Genomic DNA, 15,902 nt, shown 5'->3' on the forward strand with positions numbered 1-15,902 from the left:
ATGATCTCATGTTGGTTAAGGAACGGTTTATTCACAGTATTCTCTAAGAGAATATTTCATCAGAGGTGGTTCAATGACGACTTTACGTCTTATTTTAGGGGATCAACTCAATCCTTGCCACTCTTGGTTTACTGCCATCGATAATCAAGTGGTTTACACGTTGATGGAGTGCCGGGCAGAAACGGATTATGTGCTCCATCATGGACAAAAAATCTTAGGGATTTTTGCGGCCATGAGGGATTTTGCTCAGCGTCTCAACGCAGCGGGTCACCGTGTCCATTATCTTAGTATTGATGATCCCATGAATCTGAATCATTTAGAGGACAATGTATTGCAACTCGCTGAGCAGTATCAGTGTCAGCGGATTGAATATCAAGAACCCGATGAGTGGCGTGTGGATCTGTTGTTGTCCAATTTAAAGAAGCGTTTTGCTGGAGCAGTCATGGGTGTTTCTAGTGAACATTTTTTTACTGAACGACAGACAGGATCAGAGTTTTTTGGACAAAAACAATGGTTGATGGAACGCTTTTACCGGCGCATGCGTCAAGAGCATGGCATTTTGATGGAGGACAATGGCGAGCCCTGTGGTGGCCAGTGGAATTTTGATGAACAAAATCGTGAGCCTTGGCGCGGTGAAGTGGCTTTGGTACCCCCCCTATTGATTGAGCACAATCATGAGGCGCTCTGGCAGATTATCTCGACAGCCAACATCAAGAGTATGGGACAAGTGGATGCTAAACATTTTATTTGGCCATTGAATCGTGAAGAGGCCTTAACCTATTTAGATCATTTTATTGAACAGCGTTTGTTACATTTTGGTCGTTTTCAAGATGCCATGGTGCTCGATCAACCTTTCCTATTTCACTCCTTACTCTCCTTTGCATTAAATACTAAAATGATTAGCCCTCGCGAAGTGATCATGGGAGCTGTAGAGGCTTACCGTCAAGGTACTGCCCCCCTTAATGCCGTGGAGGGATTTGTGCGTCAAATATTGGGCTGGCGCGAGTATGTGAGATGCTTTTATTGGGCGCATGGCCTTGAGTATCAAGCGGTAAATTATTTTAATCATCAACGCCAGTTGCCAGAGTGGTTTTGGACAGGAAAAACCAAGATGCGTTGTTTGGCTCAAGCCATTGGTCAATCCTTAGATCACGCCTACGCCCATCACATCCATCGTTTAATGATTATTGGTAATGCAGCCTTACTTTTTGGTTTGTCTCCCCAGGCAGTAAGTCAGTGGTATTTAGGGGTGTATATCGATGCCTTTGAGTGGGTAGAGCAGCCCAATACCTTGGGTATGAGTCAATTTGCTGACGGCGGGCTACTCGCCACTAAACCCTATGTGGCGAGCGCCGCCTATGTCAACAGAATGAGCAATTACTGTAAAGGATGCAGCTATCAATTTAAGTTGCGTGAGGAGGAAAATGCCTGTCCTTTAAATGCGTTATACTGGCATTTTCATTATATTCACCGTGATCAGTTAATGAAAAACCATCGTTTATCTATGGTCTATCGACAATGGCAACGTTTTGATGAGAGACAGCAGCAGGCTATTTTACAACGTGCTGAGACGCTGCTTAATGATTGGCAAACCTGTTAAATCAATATATTGGGAGTGAGTACTATGCGGTCTTTGTTTTTGATTCTTTTACTTACGTTGGGTGTGAGTAGAGCGCAAGCTGAGTCCTTAGTCATCTCTGCCGCCTCAAGTTTAACCAACGCCTTGCAAGAGGTGGGGCAAGCCTTTATGCGGGAGCATCCTGCGACTCATATTGAATTTAATTGGGGTGGATCAGGAGCCCTCTCGCAGCAGATTAGAGCTGGGGCCCCTGTTGATGTATTGGTGAGCGCTTCTGATAAAGTGATGGATAAGCTACAAACTGAGTCCTTGATTGATCCCGCCTCGCGCGCAGTGCTGGTCCATAATCAATTGGTATTAATTGTTCCACGCGGCAGTTCTCAACCCATCCATGATTTTACTGATTTGGCTCGTCTCACAAAAATAAGTATTGGCGACCCTCGTTTTGTTCCCGCTGGCCAATATGCCACGGAAGTGTTGGCTTTTTATGATTTGCAGCAGAGAGTTAAATCACGTCTGATTTTCGCTGCCAATGTCAGACAAGTACTCACCTATGTGGCGCAACAGGAGGTGGAGGCTGGGGTGGTCTATAAAACCGATGCCATGGAAATGGCGCAGAACGTGAGTGTGGTGGCGGTAGCCCCTGAGGATTCCCATAGCCCTATTGTGTATCCTGCCGCAATCATTAAAGGAAGCCAACATACCGCCCTGGCAGAGCAGTTTTTAACTTTCTGTGGTTCAGTGCAGGCTAAAACCATCTTTACGCGTTATGGTTTTCAACTGCCATGACAGAGATTGGTCAGATATTGCTGTTATCCTTATGGATCGCGGCGTGTTCTACGGTGTTGGTTGTGATAATAGGAATTGCCTTATCCTATCTGTTTGTCTTTAGTGATTCCCGTAAGTGGTTATGGCTTGATACCTTAGTGGCTATTCCTCTAGTGTTACCGCCTACAGTGGTGGGTTTTTTATTGATTTATCTGTTAGGTAAAAGGGGACCCTTGGGGGTACTGTTAGAGCACTTTTTTGGCATCACCTTACTGTTTACTTGGCAAGCTGCCGTGATCGCTGCCTTAGTGGTCTCCTTGCCCTTAATGATTCGTGTGACGCGATCGGGTTTTTTGGCGGTGGATCGTGAACTCATTCTAGCTAGCCAGAGTTTAGGTAAATCCAGTTGGATCAGTTTTCGGCGCATCATTATGCCCTTAGCACGTAACAGTATTGTGGCTGGGGCACTGTTATCCTTTACCCGCGCCTTGGGTGAGTTTGGTGCCACGTTGATGGTGGCCGGAAATATTCCTGGTAAAACCGCCACACTCTCTTTATCTATCTATACAGCCTTTGAATCAGGGGATATGCCTAGCGCCTGGATCATGGCCTTGCTGTTAACAACTATCGCAGTGTTTGCTATGGTCGCCACTCATCTATTAACACGGAGTCGATGGTGATGACTCTTGATATTGAGTGTCATAAACAATTACCTGGTTTTACTCTGGCGTTAAAGCTCTCATTACCTAATCAGTTAACGGTGATACTGGGGCCATCGGGAGCGGGTAAGTCTCTGTTATTGCAGAGTCTTGCTGGTTGGCTAAAACCTGATACGGGTCAGATTTATTTTAATGGAACGTGCTGGTTTGATGAGGCGCAAGGTATTCATGTGCCGATCCAGAAACGACGAGTGGGCTTTGTGTTTCAACACCATGCTCTTTTTCCGCATATGAGCGCCTTGGAGAATATACTCTATGGGCATGGTGAGCCGCGCTCAAGGAAGGCTTATGAACAAGCCATGACTGTAGCTCAGCGTTACCAACTGCAAGAGATCTTGCCCTTGTCTCCCAGTCAACTATCCGGTGGTCAGCGCCAACGGGTGGCGCTAGCGCGCACGTTAATGAGTGAACCACATTTGCTTCTTCTGGATGAGCCACTGTCTGCTTTGGATTTTATGACACGACGCCATATTCGTCAGCAGTTAATAGCTGTACAACGCCAATGTCATTTACCTATGATATTTGTGACCCATGATATCCATGAGGCTTTTTTTATGGCAGATTATTTGGTCTTAATGGATGAAGGACAAGTGATTCAAGCAGGACTCAAAGAGGAGATATTGTCTCACCCAGTCAATGAGTGGGTGCAGCAATGGGTGGCGGAGGTACGTTAATTGGCATTGGCCAATTCATCCCACTTTGTGGTGTAACGCGGCGAGCGTTTTTCAATGCGTACTGCCCAAATAGGATTCGTGTGTTTTAAAGCGCCACTGCCAAAGGTGATAGTGGTACCACCAAAGCGCTGGTTGAGTTGATCGATGGTACCCATCAATTTATCACTGTGTGGTGAGGCTGGCGTATCAAACAAAGACTGTTGTTGCTTGCTTTTGTCTGTCAGGTGTAACAGTACTACACCGGCCTTATGATAAAGTAGCCCAGGTTTAAAGATGCGCCGTAATCCTTGGATAGCTGCCGCATTTAAGGTGCGCGTGTCATCGCTACCCACCACCAAGCTTTCTATAGCATGATTACTGTAATATAACGTTCTTTGACGAAAGGGATTGGTGCGAATAAACACTCCAACACTATGGCATAGGGATCCTTCTTCACGCAATTGCAGTGCTGCTCGATGCATATGAAACACTACCGCTTCCTCTATGGCCGAATAGGACAAGGTGGCGTTACCAAAACTGCGGCTACATATAATTTGTTGTCTTGCCACGGGGTGCTCATCCCAGTCAAGGGCCACTTCGCCGCGTAGTTCCGTTAAGGTTCTGGCTAAGAGTACATTACAATGAGAGCGAATAAAAGGCAGGGGGGTTTGGTGAAAATCCCATAGCGTATGAATATCCATCGCCGCCAGTGCTTTTTCTAAACGCTCGCCAATCCCCCACAGTGTTGAGCTAGGGAGGTCCATGAGGAGAGTCTGTTGCTCTTTTTGGCTAAAAGCTGACCACAGGCAGACTCCTTGGAGTGACGGCGTTTTTTTAGCCAAATGGTTAGCTAATTTAGCTAAGGTTTTAGTGGGAGCGATGCCCACTCCCACGGGTAGTCCTAACTGTTTTAGTAGGTTTTGACGTAATGTATGACCTAATTCTTGAGGGTTATCGGGGAGTTCACTGAGATCAAGAAAACACTCATCAATGGAGTAAACTTCCTGTCTCGGGGCAAAGCGCTTGAGTAAGCGCATCATGCGCTCACTCATGTCGGCGTACAGAGAGAAATTAGAACTTAAGGCCACTAATCCATGACTTTTTACCAAATGGGCGACTTTAAAAAAGGGGATACCCATTCCAATACCTAAGGCTTTAGCCTCATTACTTCGCGAGACAACACAGCCATCGTTATTGGACAATACCACCACCGCCTTACCCCTTAATGAGGGATTGAAAACCCGTTCACAGGAAACATAGAAATTATTACCATCGATGAGTGCAATGAGGGATTTCATGGACGGTGTAATACCCAGCGCACCACTCCCCAAATAAGAGAGTCTTCCGCTTCACTGAGTTTAATTTTGCGATAAAGGGGATCATCTGCTTCAAGATATCCTTCATGATGCTGAATCATTAAACGACGTACCACAAACTCATCACGTAAATAAGCAATGACCACTTGCCCTGAGTGGGGAGTTAGACTACGGTCAACAATCAGCAAATCATTTTTAAAAATACCTGAGGCTTGTAGGGCATTACTTTGGGCGCGAAAGAAAAACGTACTCTCAGGGTGGGGCATGAGGTAGTGTAAAAGATTCAGCGCATGTTGCTCCTCTTGAGCAGGAAAAAAAGCGAGATGTTGTGTCATGGAAACTATAATACTGTATATTTATACAGTTTAAAAGAGGTTGTATAAAGAAGTAAAAATAGTTATATTTGAGTCACAGGAAATGGCATTTTCCTACTCAACCGCCTGCTTAAAGTCAAGGCTGATAATGCCTACAATTTTTCCGTGAGGAAGAAATGTGGGTGTTCGTTCCCTTTCATTTCTTCTTAGCGTTAATCATCAATTATTTCAAATGGAGAGTATATGGGTGTATGGGCTGTGGTATCAGTGGGGGTGGGAGCCGCATTGGGAGCATTGCTGCGTTGGTGGTTGAGTATACTCTTAAATCCTGTGTTGCCTACTCTTCCTCTAGGAACCTTAGCTGCTAATTTATTAGGTGGTTATTTAGTGGGGGTGGCAGTGGCTTTCTTCACGGAACGGGCAGGTTTTCCACCGGAGTTAAGACTTTTTATTATTACAGGATTTATGGGGGGGTTAACCACCTTCTCCACTTTTTCTGCGGAGGCAGTGTCATTGTTGGCGCGCTCTGAATATATTTGGGCAAGCTTACACGTGTTGATTCACTTAGCAGGTTCTCTGATTATGACTTCCCTGGGAATTGCCACTATCCGTTTGCTGTTAAAAATGAAACTTATTTAACTGCAGTTAACGGGTTGTTGGGGTTGTATAAATAAAACTTGAGCTCCTCTTGGCTGTCATGCCGGAGAGGAGCTCAATGAGTCGTTGAAGTGTGATGAGAGACTATTATTTTTTGCTGGCTTCAACACTGATGGTTACGGTGACTTCATCGCCCACGTAAGGAGCATATTTACCCATATTAAAGTCAGTGCGTTTTAACGTGGTGGTGGCATCAGCACCACAGGCGTCTTTTTTGGTCATGGGGTGAGGCATGCATTTGAAAGAAGTGACTTTTAAGGTAACGGGTTTGGTGATACCTTTGAGCGTTAAGTCACCTTCCACGGCGGTGAGCTTATCACCCTCAAAGTCAAATTTAGTGGATTTAAAGGTAGCAGAGGGATATTTTTCCGTATCTAAAAAATCGGCATCTTGAATATGATTATTAAAGATTTTTGAGCCAGTACTCACCGAGCGGGTGTCAACATGAATATCGGCTTGACCTGTTTTGCTAACTGGGTCGAATTCAATTTGACCAGAGACGCTGTCAAAACGGCTTAATTGGGTAGTGAAACCGAAGTGGCTGTAGGAAAAACGTACAAAAGTATGGTTAGGGTCAGTGGTGTAGTTATTGTCTGCTGCCAACACTGAGGTGCTAGCTAAGGCAAGTAGGGCACCAATATATAAAGTTTTCATGCTGTTCTCCTGTTAAAAATGAAAGATACGATTTAAGATAAATTGTACGCATACGTACAAATATACAGGGCTTTCTCTAAAATTGCAACGCTGGGTTCAACTGGTTAGCCTGACTGCGTCACCGCTCTCAACATCCGAGTCGCAGGAAAAACCGTAATGTGGGATGACATACCTACTCCTATAAAAACTACAATTTATAAGAGAAACTACTTAATTATTACTTTTATGATTAGTAGAGCTGATGATTGTAGCTAAATAAAAGTTTAGTTTATGATACATTGATAGAGTTATCCAAGTACTGACTATTATGAAAATCCCTCTTACTCAAAAGTCTCTTTGTGGTTGCTGCGTCATTCGAGAGCGCTGTTTGCCCGCAGGTTTAAATGATGAAGAAGTGTTGCTGTTAGATCAACAGATGGAGCACCGTTTGCCGATTAAAAAAGGCGCATTACTCTACTCTCAAGGACAAGTCTTTGACTCCTTATATGCCATTAGCACCGGCTCTTTTAAGACCCGTATTTTACATGAGGATGGACGTAGTCAAATTACCGGCTTTCAGTTATCTGGTGAAATGTTGGGGTTAGATGCCATTAGTGAAGAGCGCCATGTCTGTGATGCAATCGCTCTGGAAGATAGTACCGTTTGTAAAATCGCCTATGATTCATTAACAAACCTTGAGTCGGAAATTAATCCCCTACAGCGTAGTTTTAATAAAACCTTATCAAAAGAAATAGTGAGAGACCAAAGTATTATGTTGCTACTGGGTAGCATGCGGGCAGAAGAGCGGGTGGCGGCTTTTTTAGTCAATCTGTCAGAACGTTATCACGCCCGCCAACAAAGTGCCTCAGAGCTGGTGCTGCGGATGACACGAGAGGATATTGGAAATTACTTGGGCTTAAAACTAGAAACGGTGAGTCGTATACTCTCGCGCTTCGCACAGGAGAATTTAATTAATGTGCAAGGACGCTTAATCACCATCACCGATGTGAAACAATTACAATTAGTCACGCTATCCTCTTAAACATCTTAAAAAACTTTGATCTAAATCAATATTTCACTTTGTAATACTCTTTACCATGGTTCTCATGTTACTCACGTTGAGTATTAATAAAAGGAGAAATAACCATGGATGCATTTACAGATAACCTCGTCTCTGTGCTGGCTGTTTTGATTTTAGTGGCTGATTTAGTGATGACTTATTCCCATATGGCAGCCCATTAATTAATGGTCTCTGCCACCACCATAAACATAAGAATATAAATATAAATATAAAGAATCAGTTAACGTAAGGGACTAAGGGAGAGAGATATGTTGCGTACAACAATAAAAAAAACAGTTTTAGTATTTTTGATGACAAGCTTCGGGGTGAGTACTGCTTTGGCTGAGCAGCAGGGTACCACCCCATGGTTGGTTCGTTTACGCTTATTAGATATAGCCACACAAAAATCCAATGATACAGGTTTAGCAGGAGGAGCTCCTTCAGACTCGATACAGGTGGGAGGGAGGATGCAACCTGATGTAGACGTTACCTATTTTTTTACCCCACACTGGGCAACGGAGCTTGTTCTCTCCTATCCGGTGAGTCATAGCGTATCGTTAAGTGGTGGCAATATTGGTAGTTTTCAGGAGTTGCCCCCTACACTCAATGCGCAATATCATTTTGATTCAATGGGTAAGTTCACCCCTTATCTTGGCGCAGGGGTCACCTACATGCGAACATTTAATACCAGTTTAGTTAGCGGGTTAAGCTTAACGCAGAATAACTTTGGTCCTGATGTGGAAGCGGGCGTGGACTATGCACTGGACCAACACTGGTCCCTTAATGCCGATATTAAACAGGTGTTTATTAATGTGGGCGTGACCAATGGTGCTGGAGGGACATTTAATTTGCATCCCAATCCAACGCTCATTGGTGTAGGGGTGGGTTATCATTTTTAGTTGGTGGGGCGCACCACATGAACACTACAGGGAGCTTCTTCCACGAGCCGAGTTACCATTGAGCGGTTAACGCGTAGGAAGTTCCCGCTAGATTCTTCACTGGCTAACACAATAATCACATCTACATAATGGTGCTGAGCAAAATCAATGACTTTTTGAGCGGGATCACTGGTTTCAATCACATGAGCGTTGCATCGCTCCTTGGGAATATGAAGCTGCTTTAACCAGTGCTCTAACAAAATACGATGTTTATGGTGGCGCTCAGCAGCGCCACTCTCCTGCGCCCCTTCCAGAGACACCTCAATGATATTTAAAGCTGATAAATGGCTATCAGGATGGCGCTCCATAGCCCGTAATACAGCGTATCTTAAGGCTTTAATATGCTCAGGGTGCTGATTCTCAAGATCGATTAAGACGGCAATTAAGGGAACATTAGACACTTGTTCGCTGGGACTAAATTGTGGCACAGGGCTCACAGCAATACTTGGACGAAAGCCACGGACCAATCGTTGCCAAAGAGAGTCTGGACGGTTGCGTTGTCCACGTTCTGTAATGATCACTGAGTCAGAATCCACCAGAGATCGAGCCAAATGTGCGGCAGAAGGAAAACGTTTCTCGGCTAAGGGCTCAAGGCAAGTAAATACCGTCTCTTGAAACCATTCAGGTAAATCAGGTCGTAAGTGGCGCAGGGGAACTGGGCGACGCCAATGGCGCTGACGCAATTCTTTTATACTGATGGGTATGCCAAAGGGCAGTACCCCAGTGGCTAACTGATATAAACTCACACCAATGGCGAATTGATCGCTTCTTGGGTCGGTGCGGATATGTTCAATTTGCTCAGGGGCCATATAAGGCGTTGATCCTATGGCTTGCTGTGGGTTATCAATAAATAGGTCAGGCAATAGACTATGGTGAGCAAAACCAAAGTCCACACAAACCATCTCCTTATTTTCTTTAATAATGAGATTATCCGGTTTGATATCAAGGTGAATGGTGTCTTGGCGGTGGAGACTGTGTACAGCGTTACTCATGGCTACCCCTATTTCCTGCAACTCACTGAGGCTTAACCCCTGGGGTGTGACGAGATCAATGAGGGGTGTACCATGGATTTTTTCCATAACAATATAGGGTTTAATAGCTAAGGCATTGGCACTAATAAAACGTGGTACATGGGATCCTTTTAGTGCCGGCAGGATAGAACACTCCATTTCAAAACTCACTAAGCCAAAAACAGACTGCCCTGGACCTATTTTGGGGACCTTCATGATCAAGGGCTGAGACGTTTCATGACTCTCCACAATATATAAATTAGCGCTGCCAGCACTATACAAGAGCTCTTTAATCACAAAGCGATCAATATGGGTACCAGGTTGCAACACTTCCATTTTTTTATCTATTGTCCTCTAGCGAGGCGCTCTGCTAGGAACGCTGGCAGTCCACGATGATAAATTTTATATAGGGTACGTTCCACATCATAGGGGACACGATGAAAGGTAAGAGTATGGCGCTCATCATCATAGATGGCATATTGAGAGGCATTATTGCCGTCCCTGGGTTGACCCAAGGAGCCGATAGTGGCTGCCCAATGACGCCTGGTGGACAGAGGAATCGCTTGTCCAGGAGTCGGTACAAAGGATTGAATGGTATTTCGTGTATCCTCAAAATAGAGCATTTGATGATGAACATGGCCAGCCAGAGTAATAGGCTGCGAGGAGGCAATAAAATTAAGCCGTAGTTCATCTTCAGTATTTAAATAATGCCAGAGATGGGGTTCGTGAGCAGTGGCATGGGTGAGTAGTAGGGGGGCCTTCTCATGGGTGTAGGGGAGGGAGGCAATGAAGGCTAAGTGTTCAGGTTGCAACCTAGGAATAGTCCATAAAATAGCATCCTTAGCGTGATGACTCATTCTCCGAGGACCCGTGAGACAGGCTTCATCATGATTGCCAAGCAACACAATATGTCCTTTCTCTTGATAATCTATTAAGCGATCAAGAATTCGTTCTGGATCTGGGCCATAACCCACATGATCCCCTAAGACAGCAAATTGATCGACCCCCTCGCCCATAGCATGCTCTTCACAAGCTTGAAAGGCTTCAAGGTTGGCATGGATATCAGAAAAGAGAGCGAGTTTTGTCATAATGAAACTATTGTAACCTGTCCTCTAAAAGTTTGATCCATATCAACGTTTTTTCTGATGGATTATTCATAATGGATTTAACCATTCATTAAAGTGATCACCATGATCCCCACAAGTCTTATTCGTCAATTTGATATACCAGGACCTCGCTATACTTCCTACCCAACCGCGGATCGCTTTTATAACGATCCCAAGGCACAGGCTTTACTGAAGGGGATTGAAGTACGACGCAATAACCCTCGTGCCCTATCCATTTATATTCATATTCCCTTTTGTGAATCCATTTGTTATTACTGTGGTTGCAATAAATTAGTGACTAAAAACCATGGTATGGCTGTGGCTTATTTACAAACCCTTTTTAAAGAAATTGATCAGGTTGTGGCGCTACTGGATCATGGCGGACCAAAAGATATTGAGGTGGCGCAACTACATTTAGGGGGAGGGTCTCCAACCTTTTTATCGGATGAGCAATTGGATGAATTAATTTCTCATCTTAACTATCGTTTTACATGGCTAGAACACTGCGAAAAATCCATTGAGATCGACCCTCGGACAGTGAATAGTGAGCGTCTTCAACACTTAAAACAATTAGGCTTCAATCGTTTGAGTTTAGGGATTCAGGATTTTGATCCACAGGTGCAGCTTGCTATTCATCGTATTCAATCCTATGAGTCAGTACAATCTTTACTGAGAGCAGCCCGCGACAGTGAATTTGATTCCATTAATATGGATTTGATTTATGGCTTACCCAAACAAACACCCGACACCTTTAAGCGAACCTTGAGTCAGGTGGCAGTATTAAGGCCCGAGCGAATCGCCCTGTACGGTTATGCTCACTTGCCAGAACGTTTTAAACCTCAGCGGCGCATTAATACAGAAGACTTACCTGATGCGGAGCAAAAATGTGCGATGCTTGAGAGCGCAGTTAACTATTTTATGGCTCAGGGCTACGAGTATATTGGTATGGACCATTTTGCTCTGGCCCATGATGAATTAGCCCGCGTCAAAAAAGAAGGGCGCTTACATCGCAATTTTCAGGGTTATCACACTTTGAAGGATTGCGACCTAATTGGATTTGGCGTATCGGCTATCAGTGAAGTGGGTCACTGCTATAGTCAAAATGCTAAAAGCTACGATCAGTATTCTTCTCTGGTGGCGGCAGGAAGTCTTCCCACTGAAAAAGGTTTAGAGTTGACGGTTGATGATCAGCTTAGGCGTCGTATTATTATGGCGCTCATGTGTCAGGGTGAGGTGAAGATACAGGAGATAGAGGAAGAGTTTTCCGTTAACTTTGATAAATATTTTACCAATGAACTGTTACGTCTGGCAGATTTTGAACGTGCAGGATTGTTAAAGATTAATGCAGACAGAATTGAAGTGAATGACCAGGGTTGGTTTCTCATTCGTCCCATTGCGATGGTATTTGATTACTATGTGTGGCAACAAACCGACCATCAGCGATTTTCTAAAGTGTTGTAGTGTCTCTTCGTGAAGTAAGTACCCCCTTTTGCCCGGTGAATGCCGGGCAATTTTTGTGCTTTGCAGTTTAAACCAAAGACATCGGTGGCGACTCAATCAATTAATGTTATTATTATTCATGGATAACTAATAAGTTATTGTGTGCGTGAACGGATTGCAGAGGATGCTATGAAATTAATTACAGCAGTTGTTAAACCTTTTAAGTTAGATGAAGTTCGTGAGGCACTTTCAGAGATCGGTATTTCAGGGTTAACGGTCACTGAAGTCAAGGGCTTTGGTCGTCAAAAAGGACACACTGAGCTCTATCGGGGCGCTGAATATGTGGTTGATTTTCTACCGAAGGTGAAAATCGAAGTGGTGGTCATCCAAGATATGGAACAAAACGCTATTGATGCCATTGTTCGTGCTGCAAGAACTGGCAAGATTGGCGATGGAAAAATCTTTGTGACTGAGGTCAGTCACGTAGTTCGTATTCGTACCGGAGAGACTAACGAAGAAGCTGTTTAGTTACTGCTAAAAATAAAAAACCCAGGGAATTGCTTCCCTGGGTTTTTTATTTGCCGACAGGATATTGGATTACAGACCAAAATTGACATTAAAATAGACAGCTCTGTCAGGCTGAGTAAAGTATGCCGGATCCCCATTGCTGGGTGTGTTATAAACAGAAGCAATCAAATTATTGTAATTAAACAAATTATAAACTTGCATGCCAATTTTAGTATTTTTACCTAACCCATAGGAGGTTGGTAACTTATAGTTTACGTTAAAGTTCGTAATGGTATAACCACCAAAACCTAAGTTGTTTCCGTTAGCATCCACACCTGAGTAATACTTACCAGTATATTTAGAAATAAGTGACGCGTAGAGACCTTTATGTTCATAAATCAAACCGGCTGCTGCGGTACTATCTGGAGCTGTTTGTAAGACACTGCCATCACTGGTGGAATAGTTATTTTTGGCATAGTTTCCATAGAGACTCACGCCCTCGCCCAGAACATAGGTTCCTTCAAGCTCTACCCCGTCATAGGTCGCCCCATCCACAGTCACATAGTAACTAAAATTTCCGTTAGGTACATACTTTTGTAAATTGGTGAAATTTACACGATAGACGTCTGCCCCTAAAGTGAATTGATTGGATTTCCACACCGTACCAACTTGAAAGTTCTTGGTACTCTCTGGATTCACTGAGCCCAAATTAATACCTGGTTTATAAGTAACATTTAAGTTGGGCGCTAAAAATCCTTCAGCGTATTGAGCGTAAACGGACAGATGTTTATTAATTAAATAATTGGCATCTAGAGAGGGCAATAATTTACTCCAGGTATGAGACAAAGCATTGGCTTCTGTTGCGCTGGCATCAATACTGCGAGTGAATGAATCATATTTTGCACCAGGAGTTACAGTAAGACCGTCTATAGGATGCCACTTGTATTGCAAATAGGGCTGAACGGTAGTGAAATTATTATTGGCAATCAGACCAAATGGGCTACTCCCGGTTCCGTTACCGGTGGTAGCACTGTAGTTGTAAGCACCATTTAGGGTTAAGTCACTGTTCCAATGGGCATCTTGGTTATTTTGTGTCACAACCCACAGACCAGTATTTAACTCATCTCTACCAAAGCTTTTGGTTAACCTTAAGATATCTCCCACAGCCCGGTAGTTATTAAAAATGGGCGTACCTGGAATGTTATTTGGATAGTTAACAAAGGTTCCAGGAGTTGGGCCGGCTATGGTTGTTCCCCCTGAAAAAGCTCCTCCTGGGGTATTGGCTGTGGCCACTTGATCGAAGGTATACAACCCATCATGATAGTAACCATAGGTGTAGAGTTTATTATCAATGAACCAAGATCCTTGGTGTGACTTAATGCCAATATATTCAAAGTCGGTGGAAATATGATCGGTGTTTAAGGCTTGATTAGCTTGGTCATTACCATAATCCAAACTAAAATTAGCGCCATACTGTGCCATTTGTGCCAAGGTTGCACCGTAGGAAGGGTGCTGCATGATTTTGTTGTACATGGCAACAAAAGTAATGGAAGTATTGTCATTAATGGCTCTTTCAAACTTACCAAAGATATTTTGTCTTCTCTGAGAGTTACCCGTCATATAGCCATCGGTGTAGAAACTTTTGTAATCGATGAAACCTTTGCCATCGCCATATTCTTTAAGGTTTCCAGTGTCGAATTCTCCGCCTAAAAGAGTGGTATTCCAACTACCTCTCGTCCCGTACAGATCAGTTTCTGTTTTACTCAAAGGATCTTTTGATTCAACGGCAATAGTACCACCAAAGGTTGCATAGCCCACATTGGTAGCATCACCAGGCCCACGATCAACTGTTATGTTACCAATATCTTGATTCATGAAATAAGAGGTGGTGTGATGAGTGAAATCATTCGAGTCACCCCAAGGTATGCCATCAAAGGTCAAATTAATCTGGCCATCTTGAAAACCACGAATTGAAAACCCTTGGTTTTCCATTCCACCCGGTCCATTGGGAGCAATGTTTGTCACACTGGGAGCAATAGAAATGATGTCATCATAGTTGGCACCAGGCGCCGCATTATTCTGAATGTAATGACGGTTAATCACTGATTTGGGTTCTGTGGCATCAATGGGTGCTTGGGTTGGCGCTTCATAGCTGGCGCTGTTCGGTGTGTTATCAGTGTTGTTAGAATTTGAGCCAACAGTACCTAGATCAACGGTGTCAGCTGAGTAAACAACATGACTAAAAGTAGACAAAACCAACACGTATAATATCTTCTTTTTAAAATATAATTTTTTCATTTGTATCCCTTTGTTGATTTTTATAATAATTGGTAATTTATAGTAACTATATTTAAGATTGGTTTAAGATTTGTTAAATATTTTTTAATTAATGTAAGGGATAAAACCATTTAAAGATTTAGAATAGGTGGGGATAATGCAGTTGTTGTTAAGTGCTTATTCAAAAGGTGAAGAGAGTGAGTGGTCTCAGCGAGATCTATGAAAGTGAAGAGGGACCCTCAACATCTTGCAATGATTAGGACAAATTAATTTTTAAATTCTACCCAAATTTGATAACTACCATTGGATGCTTTAAGTTCTGTGGGTGGGCTAGGGTAGTTAGCCTCGTTAACAGCTTTTACTGCGTAACGGTCAAACATTCCCGTACCGCTTGAATCCAGTATTGTGACCTGTGTAGGAGTTTGGCCTGCGTTTAGTTCAAACTGAACACGTACTCTTCCTGTAATGCCCATTTGTTTAGCCGCAACTGGATAAATCAAGGCCGCTTGAATAGCTTGACGCAGTTTTTCTATATAGGCTGAAAGAAGTTTATCTTTCAATGATTGATCGACCGCAGATTGCTCCACGGGAGGTGGGGGAGGACTCACGTGTTGAGAAAAGGCGTCAGCTACATTCTTAACGGGCACGGGAGGGGTAATTGGTTTAGGTAAAACAATTTTATGAACAGGTGGAGAAATTACTTTGTGTATAGGTTTAGGAGGGGTAGGTTTGGGTTTTGGCGGAACGGGAGTATCAATTTGTTTTAAAGTTAAAGTGACAGGTTGGCTGTGTACTTTGACCTGGGGTTGACTAAAAAAAAAGTAATAGATTAAAAAAACCGAAAAAACAGCCAGTTCAATCATCACTGCTAAGGTAAATGACTGGCCATAGCGAGTATCATGTTTTAAGGTATGAGCCATAACGA

16 protein-coding genes and 1 riboswitch are annotated in these 15,902 nt (G+C 43.5%); of the genes, 9 read left to right on the forward strand and 7 right to left on the reverse strand.

Going from position 1 to position 15,902, the window contains the following annotated elements; genetic code table 11:
- Nucleotides 1–73: 73 nt before the first annotated feature.
- The 4 genes from FERRO_RS06580 to FERRO_RS06595 are packed head-to-tail and all read left to right on the forward strand — an operon-like array spanning nt 74 to nt 3,740.
- Nucleotides 74–1,600: a cryptochrome/photolyase family protein gene (locus FERRO_RS06580; RefSeq protein ID WP_056930093.1), complete on the forward strand. Its 1,527-nt coding sequence runs from the start codon at nt 74–76 to the stop codon at nt 1,598–1,600.
- A gap of 24 nt (nt 1,601–1,624) precedes the next feature.
- The gene (modA, locus tag FERRO_RS06585; protein WP_056930094.1) at nt 1,625–2,368 is read left to right on the forward strand and encodes a molybdate ABC transporter substrate-binding protein; all 744 of its coding nucleotides are present in this window, start codon (nt 1,625–1,627) and stop codon (nt 2,366–2,368) included.
- Nucleotides 2,365–3,027, forward strand: a complete 663-nt coding sequence (modB, locus tag FERRO_RS06590; protein WP_056930095.1) for a molybdate ABC transporter permease subunit — start codon at nt 2,365–2,367, stop codon at nt 3,025–3,027. Before modA ends, modB begins: the two co-directional genes overlap by 4 nt.
- Nucleotides 3,027–3,740 carry a sulfate/molybdate ABC transporter ATP-binding protein gene (locus FERRO_RS06595; protein ID WP_056930096.1) on the forward strand — a complete coding sequence of 238 codons (714 nt, stop codon included), beginning with the start codon at nt 3,027–3,029 and terminating at the stop codon, nt 3,738–3,740. Before modB ends, FERRO_RS06595 begins: the two co-directional genes overlap by 1 nt.
- On the opposite strand, the gene FERRO_RS06600 is transcribed toward FERRO_RS06595, so the two are convergent.
- Both FERRO_RS06600 and FERRO_RS06605 read right to left on the reverse strand, forming a co-directional pair.
- Complete coding sequence (locus FERRO_RS06600) at nt 3,737–5,017, reverse strand: Y-family DNA polymerase (protein WP_056930097.1); 1,281 nt, start codon at nt 5,015–5,017, stop codon at nt 3,737–3,739. The genes FERRO_RS06595 and FERRO_RS06600 overlap by 4 nt on opposite strands.
- On the reverse strand, nt 5,014–5,370 hold the full coding sequence (locus FERRO_RS06605) for a LexA family protein (protein WP_056930098.1): 357 nt from the start codon (nt 5,368–5,370) through the stop codon (nt 5,014–5,016). The genes FERRO_RS06600 and FERRO_RS06605 overlap by 4 nt, the downstream gene beginning before the upstream one ends.
- Before the next feature lie 69 nt (nt 5,371–5,439).
- Nucleotides 5,440–5,511: riboswitch (Fluoride riboswitch) on the forward strand.
- Nucleotides 5,512–5,592: 81 nt separating this feature from the next.
- Between FERRO_RS06605 and crcB the strand changes: the two genes are divergently transcribed.
- Entirely contained in the window at nt 5,593–5,988 is a 396-nt protein-coding gene (gene crcB, locus FERRO_RS06610) for a fluoride efflux transporter CrcB (protein WP_056930099.1), read from the forward strand.
- Nucleotides 5,989–6,093: 105 nt separating this feature from the next.
- Here the strand turns inward: crcB and FERRO_RS06615 are convergent, their stop codons facing one another.
- Complete coding sequence (locus tag FERRO_RS06615; protein WP_056930100.1) at nt 6,094–6,660, reverse strand: YceI family protein; 567 nt, start codon at nt 6,658–6,660, stop codon at nt 6,094–6,096.
- A gap of 307 nt (nt 6,661–6,967) precedes the next feature.
- Between FERRO_RS06615 and fnr the strand changes: the two genes are divergently transcribed.
- Both fnr and FERRO_RS06625 read left to right on the forward strand, forming a co-directional pair.
- The gene (gene fnr, locus FERRO_RS06620) at nt 6,968–7,681 is read left to right on the forward strand and encodes a fumarate/nitrate reduction transcriptional regulator Fnr (protein ID WP_056930101.1); all 714 of its coding nucleotides are present in this window, start codon (nt 6,968–6,970) and stop codon (nt 7,679–7,681) included.
- Between the two features lie 287 nt (nt 7,682–7,968).
- On the forward strand, nt 7,969–8,598 hold the full coding sequence (locus FERRO_RS06625) for an OmpW/AlkL family protein (protein WP_056930102.1): 630 nt from the start codon (nt 7,969–7,971) through the stop codon (nt 8,596–8,598).
- Here the strand turns inward: FERRO_RS06625 and FERRO_RS06630 are convergent.
- A complete protein-coding gene (locus tag FERRO_RS06630) occupies nt 8,595–9,983 on the reverse strand; it encodes a bifunctional serine/threonine-protein kinase/universal stress protein (protein WP_056930103.1) in 1,389 nt (462 codons plus the stop codon). The two genes, FERRO_RS06625 and FERRO_RS06630, sit on opposite strands and share 4 nt — an antisense overlap.
- Nucleotides 9,984–9,991: 8 nt before the next feature.
- Nucleotides 9,992–10,735 carry a metallophosphoesterase family protein gene (locus FERRO_RS06635; protein ID WP_056930104.1) on the reverse strand — a complete coding sequence of 248 codons (744 nt, stop codon included), beginning with the start codon at nt 10,733–10,735 and terminating at the stop codon, nt 9,992–9,994.
- A 102-nt stretch (nt 10,736–10,837) separates the two neighbouring features.
- On the opposite strand from FERRO_RS06635, the gene hemN reads away from it, so the two are divergent.
- Both hemN and FERRO_RS06645 read left to right on the forward strand, forming a co-directional pair.
- Complete coding sequence (gene hemN / locus FERRO_RS06640) at nt 10,838–12,214, forward strand: oxygen-independent coproporphyrinogen III oxidase (protein WP_152975724.1); 1,377 nt, start codon at nt 10,838–10,840, stop codon at nt 12,212–12,214.
- Between the two features lie 168 nt (nt 12,215–12,382).
- The gene (locus FERRO_RS06645; protein ID WP_056930626.1) at nt 12,383–12,721 is read left to right on the forward strand and encodes a P-II family nitrogen regulator; all 339 of its coding nucleotides are present in this window, start codon (nt 12,383–12,385) and stop codon (nt 12,719–12,721) included.
- Nucleotides 12,722–12,790: 69 nt separating this feature from the next.
- On the opposite strand, the gene FERRO_RS06650 is transcribed toward FERRO_RS06645, so the two are convergent.
- Nucleotides 12,791–14,998, reverse strand: coding sequence for a TonB-dependent receptor (locus FERRO_RS06650; RefSeq protein ID WP_056930105.1), 2,208 nt, complete (start codon nt 14,996–14,998; stop codon nt 12,791–12,793).
- A 245-nt stretch (nt 14,999–15,243) separates the two neighbouring features.
- The gene (locus FERRO_RS06655; RefSeq protein WP_056930106.1) at nt 15,244–15,897 is read right to left on the reverse strand and encodes an energy transducer TonB; all 654 of its coding nucleotides are present in this window, start codon (nt 15,895–15,897) and stop codon (nt 15,244–15,246) included.
- Between the last annotated feature and the right edge of the window lie 5 nt (nt 15,898–15,902).

Origin of the sequence: Ferrovum sp. JA12 (genome assembly GCF_001431705.1) — a bacterium.
Taxonomy (GTDB): Bacteria; Pseudomonadota; Gammaproteobacteria; order Burkholderiales; family Ferrovaceae; genus PN-J185.

What these genes read in the sequence shown, in the direction of transcription:
- FERRO_RS06580 (WP_056930093.1), top strand. Translation starts at nt 74, where the DNA reads ATGACGACTTTACGTCTTATTTTAGGGGATCAACTCAATCCTTGCCAC.
- modA (WP_056930094.1), top strand. Translation starts at nt 1,625, where the DNA reads ATGCGGTCTTTGTTTTTGATTCTTTTACTTACGTTGGGTGTGAGTAGA.
- modB (WP_056930095.1), top strand. Translation starts at nt 2,365, where the DNA reads ATGACAGAGATTGGTCAGATATTGCTGTTATCCTTATGGATCGCGGCG.
- FERRO_RS06595 (WP_056930096.1), top strand. Translation starts at nt 3,027, where the DNA reads ATGACTCTTGATATTGAGTGTCATAAACAATTACCTGGTTTTACTCTG.
- FERRO_RS06600 (WP_056930097.1), bottom strand. Translation starts at nt 5,017, where the DNA reads ATGAAATCCCTCATTGCACTCATCGATGGTAATAATTTCTATGTTTCC.
- FERRO_RS06605 (WP_056930098.1), bottom strand. Translation starts at nt 5,370, where the DNA reads ATGACACAACATCTCGCTTTTTTTCCTGCTCAAGAGGAGCAACATGCG.
- crcB (WP_056930099.1), top strand. Translation starts at nt 5,593, where the DNA reads ATGGGTGTATGGGCTGTGGTATCAGTGGGGGTGGGAGCCGCATTGGGA.
- FERRO_RS06615 (WP_056930100.1), bottom strand. Translation starts at nt 6,660, where the DNA reads ATGAAAACTTTATATATTGGTGCCCTACTTGCCTTAGCTAGCACCTCA.
- fnr (WP_056930101.1), top strand. Translation starts at nt 6,968, where the DNA reads ATGAAAATCCCTCTTACTCAAAAGTCTCTTTGTGGTTGCTGCGTCATT.
- FERRO_RS06625 (WP_056930102.1), top strand. Translation starts at nt 7,969, where the DNA reads ATGTTGCGTACAACAATAAAAAAAACAGTTTTAGTATTTTTGATGACA.
- FERRO_RS06630 (WP_056930103.1), bottom strand. Translation starts at nt 9,983, where the DNA reads ATGGAAGTGTTGCAACCTGGTACCCATATTGATCGCTTTGTGATTAAA.
- FERRO_RS06635 (WP_056930104.1), bottom strand. Translation starts at nt 10,735, where the DNA reads ATGACAAAACTCGCTCTCTTTTCTGATATCCATGCCAACCTTGAAGCC.
- hemN (WP_152975724.1), top strand. Translation starts at nt 10,838, where the DNA reads ATGATCCCCACAAGTCTTATTCGTCAATTTGATATACCAGGACCTCGC.
- FERRO_RS06645 (WP_056930626.1), top strand. Translation starts at nt 12,383, where the DNA reads ATGAAATTAATTACAGCAGTTGTTAAACCTTTTAAGTTAGATGAAGTT.
- FERRO_RS06650 (WP_056930105.1), bottom strand. Translation starts at nt 14,998, where the DNA reads ATGAAAAAATTATATTTTAAAAAGAAGATATTATACGTGTTGGTTTTG.
- FERRO_RS06655 (WP_056930106.1), bottom strand. Translation starts at nt 15,897, where the DNA reads ATGGCTCATACCTTAAAACATGATACTCGCTATGGCCAGTCATTTACC.